Below are 14,486 nucleotides of genomic sequence, written 5' to 3' on the forward strand. Positions count from 1 at the left end.
GCGACGCCCTATGCCAGCAACTGCGAGATCGTCTGCACCAACGCATCCCCGCTATACGGCTTGAGCAGCACCTTGGTGCGCGAATCCAGCAGATCGGTATCCGCGTCGAAGCGACCGGTGGTGAAGACCACCGGCAACTCCGCGGTGGTTTGCCGCAGGGTTTTCACCAGATCGATACCGGACGAACCCGGAAGCCTCAAGTCCGCGACCAGCAGATCGATCCGCTCGCGCCGATGCTTCTCGATGGCGGTTTCCGCCGAGCCCGCTTCCACGACGACATATCCCCTCGATTCCAGCATGTCCTTGACCGTGGAGCGAATGGACACGTCGTCCTCGCACAGCAGGATCCTCGACCGTCCCGCGTGGGTGGTGCGCGATGGCCGGGGCCGCGCGAAAAGTGCGGTGTCGGCGGGCGGTCGCGTCGTCCGTGCGGAAAGCACCTCGCGCAGCTTGAGCGCCAACGCTTCCTGCGTGTAAGGCTTGCTCAGCAACTCCACGCCCTGGTCGAGGCGGCCGGCGTGAACAATGGCGTTTTCGGTATAACCCGAGGTGAACAGCACCGCGATGTCAGGCATGCGTTCGCGCGCCTTGATGGCCAGCTCGGGGCTGCGCATCGTGCCGGGCATCACCACGTCGGTGAACAGCAGATCCAGCGCGACGCCGCTTTCGATGATGGACAGCGCACTGCGCGCATCGGGCGCCTGCAGCACGCGGTACCCGAGGTTGCGCAGCAGCGAGACAGCCGTTTCCCTCACCGCCTCGTCATCCTCCACCACCAGGATCGACTCGGTGCCCCCGCGCATCCGATCCGGCGCGCCGATGGCCTGCGCCTCCTCCGCCTGCATGCTGCGCGGGAGATAGATCTTCACGGTGGTGCCATAGCCCGTTTCGCTGTAGATCTGCACATGCCCGCCCGACTGCTTGACGAACCCGTAGACCATCGACAGGCCAAGCCCCGTGCCGCTGCCTTCCGGCTTGGTGGAAAAGAACGGCTCGAACACCTTCTCCAGCAGATCCGCCGGCACGCCGCAGCCGGTATCCGTCACCGCGATGAGCACGTATTGCCCGGCCTTCACTTCATGCTGGCGACGGACGTATTGATCGTCGAGATAGGCATTGCCCGCCTCGATGGTCAGCCGGCCGCGGCCGTCCATCGCATCGCGCGCGTTGATCGCGAGGTTCAGGATGGCGTTTTCCAGATTCGTCCGGTCAACGGACGTGTTCCAGAGCCCGCCACCGATGACGGTCTCGATCTCGATGCCCTCCCCCAGCGTATGTCGCAACAGGTCGTCCATGTCACGGACGAGCTTGCCGGGGTTCATGACCTTGGGCGCCAACGGTTGGCGGCGGCCAAATGCCAGCAACTGCGAGGCCAGTTTCGACCCGCGCGCCACGCTGGCCATGGCATTGTCGATCCGGCGTCTTGCCCGATCGTTGTCCGCAACGTCATCGCCCAGCAGTTGCAGGTTGCCGCTGATGACCTGCAGCAGGTTGTTGAAGTCGTGCGCCACGCCGCCGGTGAGCTGGCCGATGGCTTCCATCTTCTGAGCCTGATGCAGCGCCCGCCGCATTTCGTCCATCGCCTCCTCGGCGCGCAGGCTTTCGGTCGCGTCGCGGGTGATTTTCGCAAAGCCGATCGGGTTGCCCTCGTTGTCGTCGACCCGGTCGATCACCACGTGCGCCCAGAACAGGGAGCCATCCTTGCGCACACGCCAGGCCTTGTTCTCGAAGCGACCGTGCTCCAGGGCGTGCGCCAGCCCTCGCTCGGGTTCGCCCGCCGCGCGGTCGGATTCGGTGTAGAACGTCGAGAAGTGCCGCCCCAGGATCTCCTGCTCCGTATAACCCTTGATGCGCTCCGCACCCGCATTCCACGAATGCACGTGGCCTTCCAGATCGAGCATGTAGATGGCGTAATCGATGACGCTCTGCACCAGGCGACGAAACTGCTCGCCGGTGAATTCATGCGCGTCGGCTTCGGCCTGCTGCTGGGAAAGGTCGCGCGCGACCTCCCACCATCCAATCAGCGCCCCCGTGGCGTCGCACACCGGCTGCACCGTGATGGACATGGCAAATACCGAACCATCCTTGCGCCGAAGCACGCCCTCGATCTTCTGGCCGTCGCCATCGTTCCGGCAGGCAGTCCGGGCAATGGACAATGTCGCCGTCTGCTGCTCATCCGGGTACAGCGCGGCCACCGGCATGCCGATCGCCTCCTGCGGCGAATAGCCGGTCAACTGCTCGGCACCCCGGTTCCAGGTCTCGATGCGCCCTTGGGCGTCCACCATGTAAACAGCAACGTCTTCCAGCGATTCGACCAGAAGCCGATAGCGATCACCAATATCCACGGGTCTTCCTTCAGCGATCACGCACGTCAGCTCGACTCTGCCTCCGCCTGAACTACCGGGCGGGAAGCATGGGCTGACCGAAACGCAGACGATACAACGCGGGGGACGGTCCGGACAGATGTGGCCACGCCCCTTCGCAGGATTGCTTGACATCATGTTTCCATGGAAACAATAATGAGTTCCACGGAAACCATGGCGGGACCGACGATGAAACATCAGGCAGGCCACGCGGCGCCGGACAAGCCGCTCGAAATCCACCTGGGTTACTGGCTTCGACTCGTTTCCAACCATGTCTCTGGAAGCTTTGCCAGCGCCCTGCAGGCCAGGCAGCTCTCCGTCGCGGAGTGGGTGGCGCTGAACCATATCGAAGGGCGCGCCGACATCACGGCGGCCCAGCTCGCTGACGCGATGAACCTGACACGCGGCGCCGTCTCGAAAATCGTCGACAAGCTGGTGAGGAAGCAGTGCGCCGTGCGGGCGTCGAACCCACGCGACAATCGCGCGCAACTGCTCTCGCTCACCCCGTCCGGCAAGCGCACCCTGCCCCGCTTGCGGGCGATAGCCGACCACAACGACGAACACTTCTTCAGCCGACTCGACGCCGCCGAAAGAGCCGAGTTGCGGCGCCTGCTGCAAAAACTGGCGGAAGCTCACGCCATAAGCACCGTTCCAGTCGACTGACCAGCGCCTTTCGGCGCCACGGTCCGATCCCCTGAAAATTACCCGGGAGACACACAATGAGCGAGGCGATTTCCAACCTGCAAGCCGCACAGCAAAAGGCGATGGCCGGACGCCCGCGCGTGGGTGGGTTCCCCTACCTGGCCGAAACCCTCCGGTGCGCCGGTGTAACGCGCAACGTGTGGCACCTGCCCGCCTGCGCGAGCCTGTATCAGACGCGGCTGGGCAGCGTGATCCAGCAAGGCACGCCGCTGGTGTCGGGAACCGTCGATGTGCCGCCCTTCGACGAACAGGCGCTGGTGGCCGCGATCCGCACGGATCAGGCCGGCGAAAGCACGTTCCCGCAGTTCCTGCTGGCCGCCTGGCAGGCGGGTGTCGTTCGCTACGAGGTCGATTTCGCCGAACGTCACGTGACCTATGAAGGGTGTTGCGGGGAGTCGTACGTCGAACGCTACCCGGCCCCGCCGGCACAGGCGGCCGGCTAGCGCCCGCTCCTCACTCCCGCAACGCGGCATCGCCCCAGGTCACCACCAAAGGCAGGTCGCTGGTCGGTGCTTCGCTGCGCGCGACGAGTTCGACGGTTTTCACATTGGCGAGGTCGGCGCTCAGCGTTTGCGCGGCCTGGCCATAAGCCGCCGTGGCCTGGGCAAGCAGGTGGCCGTCACCGAAGACCTGGAACACCACTTTGTCTTTCAGGTTGCGGGTGGAATCGTCCACGCCCACTTTCGCCTCGAAGTGCCTGAAGCCGGCGGCTTTCACTTCCATGCGCGAGTTGGCCAGGATGCCGATGCCGGAGGCGAAGACTTTTCCATCCACGGTCAACGCCTGGTCGTACGGCGTGGCATCGGCGCGGGCGCCGCCCCAGCCGCCATAGCTCGGACGCTCGCCGCTATTGGTGGTGGCGCCCCACGGGTTGCTCATGCGATGGACGATCGGATCGGGCAAGGGCACGATCACGCCATCACGGGCGATGTTGATGGCGCCGGGTATTTCCGACAGGTACATGCCATCGGCAAGCTGCCGTTTGCCCTTGGCCTCGAACACGCGCGACTCGCGCGGCTGCAAGGTGAAGGTCCGTTCGCCGCCCGTCAGCATCATGGTTTTTTTCGACCACAGGTCGGTGAGCGCCACATCGCCCACCATCTTCAGCTGCGCGGGCGTCAGGGTGATCTCGGCAGGCCCCGAACCGCGGTTGAGCAGCAGCACGGCCTTGGTGCCGGAGTCGCTGAGCGTCTTGACGAAGATCTGCACGTCATCCGAGTCGTAGGCCATGACCGCCTGGTGGCCGCCACTGTCCTGGTTGAGCCGCACGATGTCCTTGTTCGACCAGATGTCCATCAACGCTTGCGGCGCGTTGCGCAGGTCGTAGCCGATGATCAGCGGCGCGTCGATCATCGCCCACAGCGAGAAATGCGTGCGCGCTTCGGTGAGGTGGTGCACGTCGAAATCGCCGTGGCCGACGAACAGCATGTCCGGGTCGTTCCAGTGGCCGGGGCCGGCGTAGAGCGCACGCGTCGAGGCGCTGTCGAAGGTGTGCAACATGCGCGACCACTGCGGCGTGATATCGCCGCTGGTGCGCCACAGGTTGCCCACGTCCTTGCCCCACGCGCGCACGTTGGCGGCGCCCCAGGCACAGATGGAATACACGTAGTCGCCATCGGGATTGCTGGCGGCCAGGGCGTCGGCCACTTGCTGGTACAGCGCGCGCACGGCCGGGATATTCGTGCGGTTGATGCTGGCCTGGTCGATCAGCGGCGGATACGCGTTGTACTTGTGTTGCTTCACGAAGGGGCGGTCCGCCCCGTACACGTTGATGCCGCAGGCGTCGACCTTGATGTAGTCGAAGCCCCAGTCGGCGAAATACAATTTGATGTCCTGCTGCACGTGGCCGTGCAGGCCGATCTGCCGTTCGGCGATGGTGCCCTCGGGCAGGTTCGGCGAATGCAGGTCATAGGCCTGCGAACAGGCGTTGCCGCCGATGTCGGTATAAATGCCGGCCTTCAGGCCCATGCTGTGCAGCTTGTCGGTGAAGGGGCGGAAGCTGGATGTCTCGCTGCCGCCCACTTTCGCCGACGGGAAGATCGCGGTGCGCACCTGCATGCGCCCGTCACTGGTGCGCCGTTTCAGCCACCAGCCGTCGTCGATGTTCACGTAGATGTAGCCCAGATCGCGCAGTCCGCTGTCGACCAGCACTTTCGCCGTACCCATCACCTTGGCCTCGTCGACGTCGGTGCGGAACGCGTTCCACGAATTCCAGCCCATCGGCGGCGTGGCGGCGCGTCCTGCCGTGGCGCCCGTCCAGTGGCCCGCGGGAGCGAGCGGATCGGCGGCGGGTTGGGCAGCCGTCGCAGACAGCGCTGTAGCGGCAAGCAAGGTGAAAGCGAGAAGCGTGGCCTTGAGCATGGGTCGTCTTTTTCCCTGATGGATTCGCGGCGGACGTCGGGGTTGTTTCATCAAACCCGGAACAACGGATGATTGTACCCAGCCCCGCGGGACCAACCGGGATGGCGGTTGCAGATCGGCGCCGCCGACGTGGTGCGACGCAACGCTAATCCTCGCGTCGGCCCGTGTGCTCGCGATCGCGCGCGTAGTGATGCGCCAGCGCAAACGGCGGCAGCCAGCTTTCGCGGCGGATGGTCCAGTTCTCGTAGGTCGGCACCAGTTGATCGGGCGCATCCAGCGTCCCCAGGTGCACTTCGACCTCGTCCTCGACGCGGGCGAAAACCGACGAGCCGCAGCGGGGGCAAAAGTGCCGCCCGGCGTAATCGCGCGTTTCGCCTTCGATGACCACCGCGTCCTGCGGAAAGATCGCCCCCGCGTAGAAAAGCGCCCCGTGATGCTTGCGGCAGTCGAGGCAGTGGCACAACCCCACCCGATAAGGCTGGCCCGTGGCGCGCAGGCGCACATCGCCGCACAGACAGCCGCCGGTGAATGTTGTCATGGTGTACTCCTCTTTATGCCGGTAAGCCGCGAGTATCCGGAATTCCTGGTGGCGTCGCCGTGCAGGCCGCACCCGCCCCGAGAAACACGACGCCGACCGCCAGCGGCCCCGGCCGGGTTAAACTGCCCGATTTGCTCCGGAATACATGGCCCAAGCAGCACACCGCCCGCCGGTTCGCGGGCCCACCTTCATCCGCCTGCTGGCGCGCCTGACCGAAGCGGAGCTGGCGCCTTCCGGCCCATCGCTGCCCGACCGGCTGGGCCAATGGCTGGATTGGAAGCACGCGCTGGCGCTGGCGGCAGCGCTCGACGCCCGGCCAGCCGAGGCGGCGGGCGATGCGGGGGCGCCGGACGACCTGCACGCCGAGTGCGCGCGGGCACGCGAGGTGCTGGCGGCCGCGATCAACGACGCCCCGCTGCTTGCGCCGGCGACACCTGCCGAACCGGACTACGCTGCGTTCCGCCAGCTCTGCCTCAACCGCCAGCGCGCCACACAGGCCGCCGTGGGTCGCCTGCGCGGCAAGCTGCGCGACGCGCTCGCGGCGTCACCCGGCATGAACCAGCTGGCCGAGGTGGACGCCGCGATGGAAGTGGCCATCACCCCGCGCGAGCACACCCTGCTGGCCAAGGTGCCCGAGCTGCTGGGCCAGCGCTTCGAACGCCTGCGCACCGCCGGGGACGCCTCAACCACCTGGCTCGACAGCTTCCGCCGCGACATGCGCAGCGTGTTGCTGGCCGAGCTGGATCTTCGTTTCCAACCGGTGGACGCGCTGCTTGCAGCGCTGCGCACCTCCTGACCCGGTACACCATGTTCAAACGTCCCTTGCTTCTTTCCGTATTTGCCCTGGGTCTCGCCGCTATCGGCTGGATCGTGGCCGGCTACATCGGCAACAACCTGCTGGGCACGGCCATCGCCCTGCTGATCGGCGCCTGCTACCTCGCCGGTGCGTTCGAGCTGTTCCGCTACGGACAGGCCACCGCCACGCTGCGCCGAGCGGTGGAGGAACTGACCGAGCCGCCCGCCGAACTTGGCCGCTGGCTGGAGCGCCTGCATCCGGGGCTGCGTCACGCCGTGCGGCTGCGTGTCGAAGGCGAGCGCACCGCGCTGCCGGCGCCCGCGATGACGCCGTACCTGGTCGGCCTGCTGGTGTTGCTGGGCATGCTCGGCACCCTGCTGGGCATGATGGCCACGCTGCGCGGCACCGGCACGGCGCTGGGCAGCGCCAGTGATCTGCAGGCGATCCGCGGCTCGCTGGCTGCGCCGGTCAACGGCCTGGCCTTCGCTTTCGGCACCTCCATCGCCGGCGTCGCCAGCTCGGCCATGCTCGGCCTGCTCTCGGCGCTGGTCCGCCGCGAGCGGCTGGAAACGGTACATGCGCTGGACGCCAGCATCGCCACCACCCTGCGCATCCATTCGCAGGCCCATCAGCGCGAGGAATCCTTCCGCCTGCTGCAACAGCAGGCTGCCGCCATGCCCGCCCTGGTCGAGCGCCTGCAGGCGATGGCCGCGACGCTGGAACAGCAAGGCTCCGCCGCCCACGAGCGCCAGCACGCCGATCGCGAAGCCTTCCATCGCCATACCGAAGAGACGTATACGCAGCTGGCCCGTTCGGTCGAGCAGTCGCTGCAGGCCAGCGTCACGGACAGCGCGCGCACCGCCGCTAGTGTGCTGCAGCCAATAGTCGAATCCACCTTGGCCAGCCTGGCCCGCGAGAGCACCGCCATCCAGGCCAGCGTGGGCGACGCCGTGCAGCGCCAACTCGATGGCCTCGCCGCCGGTTTCGACACCACCGCGCGCACCGTCATCGGCGTCTGGAACGACGCGCTCGCCCAGCACCGGCAGACCAACGAAGCCCACACCAGGGATCTGGGCGACGCCCTCGCCCGCTTCGCCGACACCTTCGAGCAGCGCTCGTCCACCTTGCTGGATGGCGTGGCCATCCGTCTGGATGCCAGCGCCGACCGCGCGGCCAGCGCCTGGCAAACCGCCCTGTCGAAACAGGACGCCGTCCACGCCGAGCTGGCCGAACGCAACCGCCAGGCGCTGGCCGCCGCCAGCGAAACCTTCGCGTCGCACGCGGCCGCGCTGGTGCAGGCGGTCGACCGGTCGCACGCAGCATTGCAGTCGGCGCTGCAAAGCCGCGACGAGGAGCGTCTGGCGGCATGGGCGCAGAAGCTGGAGAGCATCGGCACCGAGCTGGGCGCGCAGTGGAAGGCGAGCGGCGACGTCACTGCCGCTCGTCAGCAGGCGATCTGCGACACGTTGGAACAAACCGCCGGCACCATCGCCGCGCAAACCGAGGCCGCCGCCAGCAAGACTCTCGCGGAGATCGCCCGCCTGGTCGAAGCCGCCTCCGAGGCGCCACGCGTGGCCGCCGAAGTCGTCGGCGAGCTGCGCCAGAAACTCTCCGACAGCATGGTCCGCGACACCGCCATGCTGGAGGAGCGCAGCCGCCTGCTGGCCACGCTGGAAACCCTGCTCGACGCCGTCAACCATGCTTCCACCGAACAACGCAGTGCCGTCGACGCCCTGGTCAGCACCTCGGCCGAGCTGCTCGATCGCGTCGGCACCCGCTTCGCCGCGCAGATCGAAACCGAAACCGGCAAGCTCGACACCGCCGCCGCGCAAGTCACCGCCAGCGCCGTCGAAGTCGCCAGCCTCGGCGAAGCCTTCGGCGCCGGCGTGGCGCAATTCGGCCAGGCCAACGACGCGCTGATGGAACGGCTGCAGCAGATCGCCGGCGCCCTCGACAGCTCGCTCACGCGCAGCGACGAGCAACTCGCCTACTACGTGGCGCAGGCGAAGGAAGTGGTCGAACTCAGCGTGCTCTCGCAACAGCAGATCATCGCCGACATGCAGCAGCTTGCTGGACCCCGTGCGCCGGGCAAGGCGGCGAAAGCATGAGCATGCTGCTTTTCCAATGCCATCATTCCCGCGAAGACAAGCGGCTGCCCAGGATATTCCCGGCGGCCGGATCAGCTCCTCCCCCTGCTCGCAGGGGGAGGTTGGGAGGGGGTAAAGCTCTTGCCTCCAAACCAAAATCACCCCTCCCCAACCCTCCCCTGCATGCAGGGGAGGGAGCCTTCGATCATTGCCGTCCCGCCACGACAACACCATGAGCCACGAAGTCGAAGCCGACGCCGAATCCACCGCCCCCATCTGGGCCTTTGGCGACCTGATGTCGGTATTGCTGGGCGTGTTCGTGCTGATCCTGGTCGGCGTGATCGGCGTGCAGCTGCAGCTCTCGCACAAACTTGAAGTGGCCGAGAAACAGCGCCTGGCCGAACAGCGGCGTCGCACCACGCTGGAGCAGGCGCTGGCCACGCCGCTGGCGCAAGGCCGCGTGACGCTGGTGAACGGCCGCATCGGTATCCGCGGCAATCTGCTGTTCGCACTCAACTCCGACCAGTTGCAGCCCGACGGCCGCCAGCTCATCCAGAGCCTCGCCGCACCGCTGACGCAGTACCTGCAATCGCGCGACGAACTGCTGATGGTCAGCGGCTTCACCGACGACCAGCCGGTGCACGGCGACAACCGCCAGTTCGCCGACAACTGGGAGCTCTCAGCCCAGCGCGCCCTCACCGTCGCCCGCGCGCTGATCGCTGCCGGCGTGCCCGCCAACGCCGTGTTCGCCGCCGCCTTCGGTGCGCAGCAACCGGTCAGCGCCAACACCGACGAAGCCGGCCGCGCGAAGAACCGCCGCGTGGAAATCGCCCCGATCCCCCGCTCCTCGGCCGCCAACGCCGCGCCGAAAGACGCCGACCCTGGCCATGCGCGCTGACACCACCACGGCCATCCGTGCGCGGCTGATCGCGGCGATGGAACAGCGCACCGCAAGTCTCGATGGCGAAGCACGCCGTGCCCTGGAAACGCGGCTGGCCGAACTGCGCGCACCAGACGCGGCGCCCGACAAAACACCCGCCCGCCCGCCGCACTCCGGCTTGCGCGAGCTCATTGCGAATCTCACCCGCGAAGCCTCGCTGCAGAGCGCCGCGTATCCCGACATCCCCGCCCTCGCCGATTTCCGCCAGCTGTGGTCCACCCTCCGTGCCGACAGCCAGCTCCGGCAATCCGTCGCCCATGCCACCACCGACGCCGGCCCGCTCAACTCCACCGCCCTGGCCAACCGCGCCATCGCGCTGATGCGGGAACTTTCACCCACATACCTGCGCGCATTCCTGGCCTACGTCGATGACCTCGCCTGGCTGGAGCAGATGGACAACGCAAGCTCGAGCGTGGGGTCAGCCGGCTCGAAGAAAAAGCGCGCCCGACGCAAACCACCGGGTTGAGCGTTCGTCATTGACGGCGCGCCCGAATCGCAACGAAAACACGCGCGCCTCACGCGGTACGCCGCCCCGTATGGCGCGTGTAAATCAACTTCTCCACCGGATAGCCAAGCGAACGCGCGTACTCGAGGAACGCGTCGCGCGCGGCCGTGTCCAGTTCCGGCTCACGATGCAGCAGCCACAAATACGCATAGTCCGGCGAGCCGACCAACGCCGTGCGGTAGCCTTCATCCACGCGCAGGATCCAGTAGTCGCCCTTGGTGAACGGAATCCAGCGCAACCCTTCCGGCAGGAAGCTCACCTGCAAACGCCCCGGTTCGGCCGGATCGGCCACTGTGGCCACGCCCACCGACTCCTCCAGTTCACCGTCGCCATTGTGGGCGCGGTTGTCCACGCGCAGCGTGCCGTCGGGCTGGCGACTGTAGCTGGCGCTGATGTCGGTGTATTCGGGTGGCTCGTGGCGCATCGGCAGCCGTGCGATTTCGTACCAAGTGCCGAGGTAGCGATCCAGATCCAGCGGAGACACGGTGGGCGGTGGTTGGCGGTCCATACGTTGGCCTCAAGAAAAGAAAACGCAGCTTGGGCGAGCGCGGATGAAGGCCACGACAAAAGGCAAGCCATTACACCGCGTTCGCACGCGCCATGGAAAATGACCGAACATGGCCTGGGACGATATCGACCTCGATGCGTTGAGGCGGCTCCGGAACGTCTCGTACTACTTCCGCTACCCGCTGACCCGGCGCGACTTCCACGTCCTGCGCATGGACGACCGTGCACAAGGGCATTACGCGTCCAAGGCGCTGCATTCGGGCTTCACACCCGATGGACGCGTCGACCGGACGACGCCTTACAACGGCGACATCGCCACCCTCTTCCTGCCGCTCGACGCCCGCGTGCCGGCCGACGCACAGTTGCTGTTGACCCATGTCGATCCGGCGCGGATCGTCCATCCGAATGGCTCGCGCAATTGGGTAGCAATCCGCGATGCGGCGGAAAACTGCATTCGCGAAACACTCCGCCAGCGCGACGCGCGGTGAGCGGGCGGCCCGAGGCGGGAAGAATCCGTTCCTGTTCCGACGATGCCACCGGATTCGACGCGGTGTCGAAATAGCTTACATGTCCGTGGCGCGGAGCCATGACCGTTAATGCGTAACTGACTGTAAACAAAGTTATTTAGTTACTGGCATGAGACTTGCTTAACATAGGTAAATCTTTCCCGCTCTACGGGAGAGGCAACTCGACCTACAGGGATCAACATGAATTTCTTCAAGAAAAAAGCCGGGACCGCTCTTGTACTGTTGGCCGGCCTGCTGGCCGGCGGCGCTGTTACGGCCACGCCCGTCACCATGGACTTCAACGGCCTCAATGCCCTTACGTCTGTGGACAACTACTACGACGGCGGATGCACCAGCGGCGGCTTTTTCTTTGCCAAATGTGGCGGTCCTGACTACGGCGTGGTGTGGAAGAACGCTACCGTAGGAGACGACTTCGCGGGTCTGGCGCTGAAAAACAAAGCCACTATGAACGTGACCTTTGGTTTCACGGACGGTCTGTCGTTCAACTACTACAACTTGACCAACCGTTTTTTTGATGGCGACGTCCGCGTGTACACCGGCAAGAACGGCACAGGGCAACTGTTGGCACAGGCCGATCTGGCCGCGAGCGATCCTTGGGATTTCCTCGAGCTCACCTTCTCCGGCTTGGCCAAGTCGGTAGTCTTCAATGGCTCACCGCTCTTTTCCACCGGCTTCGACAACGTGACGCTGGGCGTGACCACCCCCACCCCGGTCCCGGAACCGGCTGCTCTCGGCGTATTTGGCCTGGGCCTGCTGATGATGGGTGCATTTGTGGGCCTGCGTCGCCGTTACAACTGACGCCTGCTGTCGTACAGGAAGGCACCGACACCCCCGGCAACGGGGGTTGTTCTTTTGGGTTTGAGGAAAAGCAGGGCCACGTTCCAGGCGTCCGGACACTTCCCTTCCTGGCACGTAACGGTGAAGTGCATCCGGCGCCAAAGCAAGTCACACTCGGCGCATGAAAACCATCCCTGCGCTGCTCATCACCCTGCTGCTGGCCACGGCCCTGTTGCCCGGCTGCACATCGCCCGCCACCGACGCGCTCAGCAAGACAAGCGCAAGCGCGACGCCTGCGGAAACCCCGAATATCCTGGTGTTCACCCGCACTGCCGGTTACCACCATGAGTCGATCCCCACCGGCGTGCAGACGCTGCGCGAGCTTGGGCAAGCGGAGGGCATCGACGTGACGCAAAGCGATGACCCGTCCCTGTTCAACGACGCCAGTCTGGCCCGCTTCGATGCGGTGGTGTTTCTCAGCACCACCGGCGACGTGCTCGATGACGCCCAGCAGGCAGTGTTCGAGCGCTACATCGGCAAGGGCGGCGGTTACATGGGCGTGCACGCCGCGGCCGATACCGAGTACAACTGGCCCTGGTACGGCCGCCTCGTCGGCGCCTGGTTCCATAGCCATCCCAAGGGGCTGCAGACCACCGTGGTGCGGTTCGAGGGCGATGAAGCTGCGTTGGCAAACGAGTGGCAAACCACCGACGAGCTGTACAACTACCGCAGCAACCCGCGCGCCGGCGTCAACGTGATCGCCACCGTGGACGAAAGCCGCTATCAGGGCGGCACCATGGGCGCCGACCACCCGATCGCCTGGTGCTCGAACCGCCTGGGCGGACGTGCCTGGTACACCGGCCTCGGGCACACCGACGCGCAATACGCCGATGCCGTCTTCCGGGCACACCTGCTGCGTGGCTTGCGCTACGTGATCGGCCGCGCAAACGCCTGCTGATGGCCTGCCGATAACGGGCAGCTTCGACCCGGTGCCGGAAAGCGCTCACTGCCCCGCGCTTTCGCCGGGTCGAGGCATCGCACCGGACAGCGCCGTCCCATTAAGATGTTCGATCATCCGGACGCAAGGACACATACAATGATGAAGCTGGCGAACGCGGTCTTTCTTGCGGCTCTGCTCACAAGCACAGCTCACGCGCAGACCAACGCAGGCGAGCAACCCGCCGATCCCAACCTCCCCTTCACCATCACCAAGGTGGCAAGCTTCGACCTGCCCTGGCGGATCGCCTTCCTGCCCGATGGCCGCATGCTGGTGACCGAGAAAGTCGGTCGCGTGCAACTGGTCACGCCCCAAGGCGCCAAGACCGAACTCAAGGGCGTCCCGGCCAGCTGGTTCCAGGGCCAGAACGGCATGCTGGGCGTCTACCTCTCGCCCCATTACGCCAAAGACCACAACGTGTACCTCACCTATGTCGCACCGGGCGAGTACGGCGGCGGCCTGGCGCTGGGCCGTGGCCAGCTGGTGCTGGACGACAAGCAACCACGGCTGGACAACTTCCAGGTGCTGTGGCACCAGATGCCCACCGGCAAGGGCGGCCAGGCCGGCGCCGCGGTGGCGTTCTCGCCGGATGGCAAATACCTCTTCCTCACCGTGGGCGACCGCCAGCGCTTCACGCCTGCGCAAGACCCCGACCAGCCGGTCGGCAAGATCCTGCGGCTCACGCTGGACGGCAAACCTGCGCCCGGCAATCCGGGGGCCGGCAAGGTCGGCGCCCACACCATTCCGCTGATCGATCCGCCCGCCGATACCGAGGCGGCCAAGAAAGCGCCCGTGGTCAGCACCTATACCTTTCCCGGCCCCAACCTCACGCCGGCCGAAACCTGGAGCACCGGCCACCGCACGCCGTACGGTCTTGCCTTCGCACCCGATGGCCGACTGTGGGAACTCGAGCACGGCCCGCGCGGCGGCGACGAACTGAACCTGATCAAGCGCGGCAAGAACTATGGCTGGCCGCTGGTCTCCTACGGCATGAACTATGACGGCGTGCCCATCCCCAGCCCCGACACGCGCCCCGATCTGGTCAAACCCGTGATCTATTGGGTGCCGATCATCGCGCCGGGCAACATCATGTTCTACAAGGGCAGCATGTTCCCGCAATGGAACGGCAGCGCCCTGATCAGCGGCCTGGCCAGCGAAGCCATCGTCCGCGTCACGTTCGATGCCAAGGGCGGCGCCACTGCAACCAACCGCTGGAACGTCGGCAAACGCGTGCGCGATATCGAAGAGGCACCGGATGGCTCGCTGTGGATGGTGGAGGATTCCAAACCGGGTGGCTTGTATCGTCTTACGCCGAAGAAATGATTTGGCGCATCGGCCACCTTTGACGTGGCCGACAGGACCTACCAGCTACCAGGAAGCGTAGCT

At 65.9% G+C, this 14,486-nt stretch carries 14 protein-coding genes; 10 read left to right on the forward strand and 4 right to left on the reverse strand.

Features of this window, described 5'->3' with window-relative positions:
• Window positions 1-8: 8 nt before the first annotated feature.
• Entirely contained in the window at window positions 9-2,636 is a 2,628-nt protein-coding gene (locus tag ASD68_RS04345) for a PAS domain S-box protein (RefSeq protein WP_343123437.1), read from the reverse strand.
• Here ASD68_RS04345 and ASD68_RS04350 point away from each other — a divergent pair.
• Window positions 2,553-3,026 (forward strand): MarR family transcriptional regulator, encoded by a 474-nt coding sequence (locus ASD68_RS04350; protein WP_056605167.1) that lies wholly within the window; start codon window positions 2,553-2,555, stop codon window positions 3,024-3,026. The genes ASD68_RS04345 and ASD68_RS04350 overlap by 84 nt on opposite strands.
• 56 nt (window positions 3,027-3,082) lie before the next feature.
• Window positions 3,083-3,508, forward strand: a complete 426-nt coding sequence (locus ASD68_RS04355) for a DUF1398 family protein (RefSeq protein ID WP_056603817.1) — start codon at window positions 3,083-3,085, stop codon at window positions 3,506-3,508.
• Window positions 3,509-3,518: 10 nt separating this feature from the next.
• Here the strand turns inward: ASD68_RS04355 and ASD68_RS04360 are convergent, their stop codons facing one another.
• Window positions 3,519-5,426, reverse strand: coding sequence for an NPCBM/NEW2 domain-containing protein (locus ASD68_RS04360; RefSeq protein ID WP_056603820.1), 1,908 nt, complete (start codon window positions 5,424-5,426; stop codon window positions 3,519-3,521).
• A gap of 145 nt (window positions 5,427-5,571) precedes the next feature.
• A complete protein-coding gene (locus ASD68_RS04365) occupies window positions 5,572-5,964 on the reverse strand; it encodes a GFA family protein (protein ID WP_056603823.1) in 393 nt (130 codons plus the stop codon).
• 145 nt (window positions 5,965-6,109) lie between these two features.
• On the opposite strand from ASD68_RS04365, the gene ASD68_RS04370 reads away from it, so the two are divergent.
• From ASD68_RS04370 to ASD68_RS04385, 4 genes are all read left to right on the forward strand, one after another.
• Entirely contained in the window at window positions 6,110-6,760 is a 651-nt protein-coding gene (locus ASD68_RS04370; RefSeq protein WP_056603827.1) for a DUF3348 family protein, read from the forward strand.
• An 11-nt stretch (window positions 6,761-6,771) separates the two neighbouring features.
• On the forward strand, window positions 6,772-8,868 hold the full coding sequence (locus tag ASD68_RS04375; RefSeq protein WP_056603830.1) for a DUF802 domain-containing protein: 2,097 nt from the start codon (window positions 6,772-6,774) through the stop codon (window positions 8,866-8,868).
• A 211-nt stretch (window positions 8,869-9,079) separates the two neighbouring features.
• On the forward strand, window positions 9,080-9,745 hold the full coding sequence (locus ASD68_RS04380) for an OmpA family protein (protein ID WP_056603833.1): 666 nt from the start codon (window positions 9,080-9,082) through the stop codon (window positions 9,743-9,745).
• Window positions 9,735-10,253, forward strand: a complete 519-nt coding sequence (locus ASD68_RS04385) for a DUF2894 domain-containing protein (protein ID WP_056603836.1) — start codon at window positions 9,735-9,737, stop codon at window positions 10,251-10,253. Before ASD68_RS04380 ends, ASD68_RS04385 begins: the two co-directional genes overlap by 11 nt.
• 49 nt (window positions 10,254-10,302) lie before the next feature.
• On the opposite strand, the gene ASD68_RS04390 is transcribed toward ASD68_RS04385, so the two are convergent.
• Window positions 10,303-10,800: a lipocalin family protein gene (locus tag ASD68_RS04390; protein WP_056603839.1), complete on the reverse strand. Its 498-nt coding sequence runs from the start codon at window positions 10,798-10,800 to the stop codon at window positions 10,303-10,305.
• Window positions 10,801-10,909: 109 nt separating this feature from the next.
• Between ASD68_RS04390 and ASD68_RS04395 the strand changes: the two genes are divergently transcribed.
• The 4 genes from ASD68_RS04395 to ASD68_RS04410 all read left to right on the forward strand — a co-directional run bounded on the left by ASD68_RS04395 (window position 10,910) and on the right by ASD68_RS04410 (window position 14,423).
• Window positions 10,910-11,287, forward strand: a complete 378-nt coding sequence (locus tag ASD68_RS04395) for a hypothetical protein (protein WP_056603842.1) — start codon at window positions 10,910-10,912, stop codon at window positions 11,285-11,287.
• A gap of 219 nt (window positions 11,288-11,506) precedes the next feature.
• Window positions 11,507-12,124: a PEP-CTERM sorting domain-containing protein gene (locus ASD68_RS04400; protein ID WP_056603845.1), complete on the forward strand. Its 618-nt coding sequence runs from the start codon at window positions 11,507-11,509 to the stop codon at window positions 12,122-12,124.
• Between the two features lie 160 nt (window positions 12,125-12,284).
• On the forward strand, window positions 12,285-13,061 hold the full coding sequence (locus ASD68_RS04405) for a ThuA domain-containing protein (protein ID WP_082545937.1): 777 nt from the start codon (window positions 12,285-12,287) through the stop codon (window positions 13,059-13,061).
• 138 nt (window positions 13,062-13,199) lie between these two features.
• Window positions 13,200-14,423 carry a PQQ-dependent sugar dehydrogenase gene (locus ASD68_RS04410; protein WP_056603848.1) on the forward strand — a complete coding sequence of 408 codons (1,224 nt, stop codon included), beginning with the start codon at window positions 13,200-13,202 and terminating at the stop codon, window positions 14,421-14,423.
• Window positions 14,424-14,486: the final 63 nt, after the last annotated feature.

The sequence above is a fragment of the Rhodanobacter sp. Root627 genome, from assembly GCF_001427835.1.
In the GTDB taxonomy this organism is placed as follows: domain Bacteria; phylum Pseudomonadota; class Gammaproteobacteria; order Xanthomonadales; family Rhodanobacteraceae; genus Rhodanobacter; species Rhodanobacter ginsenosidimutans.

Excerpts from the sequence above, each read along its gene's own strand:
- ASD68_RS04350 (WP_056605167.1), top strand. The coding sequence starts at position 2,553 with ATGAAACATCAGGCAGGCCACGCGGCGCCGGACAAGCCGCTCGAAATC.
- ASD68_RS04345 (WP_343123437.1), bottom strand. The coding sequence starts at position 2,636 with ATGGTTGGAAACGAGTCGAAGCCAGTAACCCAGGTGGATTTCGAGCGG.
- ASD68_RS04355 (WP_056603817.1), top strand. The coding sequence starts at position 3,083 with ATGAGCGAGGCGATTTCCAACCTGCAAGCCGCACAGCAAAAGGCGATG.
- ASD68_RS04360 (WP_056603820.1), bottom strand. The coding sequence starts at position 5,426 with ATGCTCAAGGCCACGCTTCTCGCTTTCACCTTGCTTGCCGCTACAGCG.
- ASD68_RS04365 (WP_056603823.1), bottom strand. The coding sequence starts at position 5,964 with ATGACAACATTCACCGGCGGCTGTCTGTGCGGCGATGTGCGCCTGCGC.
- ASD68_RS04370 (WP_056603827.1), top strand. The coding sequence starts at position 6,110 with ATGGCCCAAGCAGCACACCGCCCGCCGGTTCGCGGGCCCACCTTCATC.
- ASD68_RS04375 (WP_056603830.1), top strand. The coding sequence starts at position 6,772 with ATGTTCAAACGTCCCTTGCTTCTTTCCGTATTTGCCCTGGGTCTCGCC.
- ASD68_RS04380 (WP_056603833.1), top strand. The coding sequence starts at position 9,080 with ATGAGCCACGAAGTCGAAGCCGACGCCGAATCCACCGCCCCCATCTGG.
- ASD68_RS04385 (WP_056603836.1), top strand. The coding sequence starts at position 9,735 with ATGCGCGCTGACACCACCACGGCCATCCGTGCGCGGCTGATCGCGGCG.
- ASD68_RS04390 (WP_056603839.1), bottom strand. The coding sequence starts at position 10,800 with ATGGACCGCCAACCACCGCCCACCGTGTCTCCGCTGGATCTGGATCGC.
- ASD68_RS04395 (WP_056603842.1), top strand. The coding sequence starts at position 10,910 with ATGGCCTGGGACGATATCGACCTCGATGCGTTGAGGCGGCTCCGGAAC.
- ASD68_RS04400 (WP_056603845.1), top strand. The coding sequence starts at position 11,507 with ATGAATTTCTTCAAGAAAAAAGCCGGGACCGCTCTTGTACTGTTGGCC.
- ASD68_RS04405 (WP_082545937.1), top strand. The coding sequence starts at position 12,285 with ATGAAAACCATCCCTGCGCTGCTCATCACCCTGCTGCTGGCCACGGCC.
- ASD68_RS04410 (WP_056603848.1), top strand. The coding sequence starts at position 13,200 with ATGATGAAGCTGGCGAACGCGGTCTTTCTTGCGGCTCTGCTCACAAGC.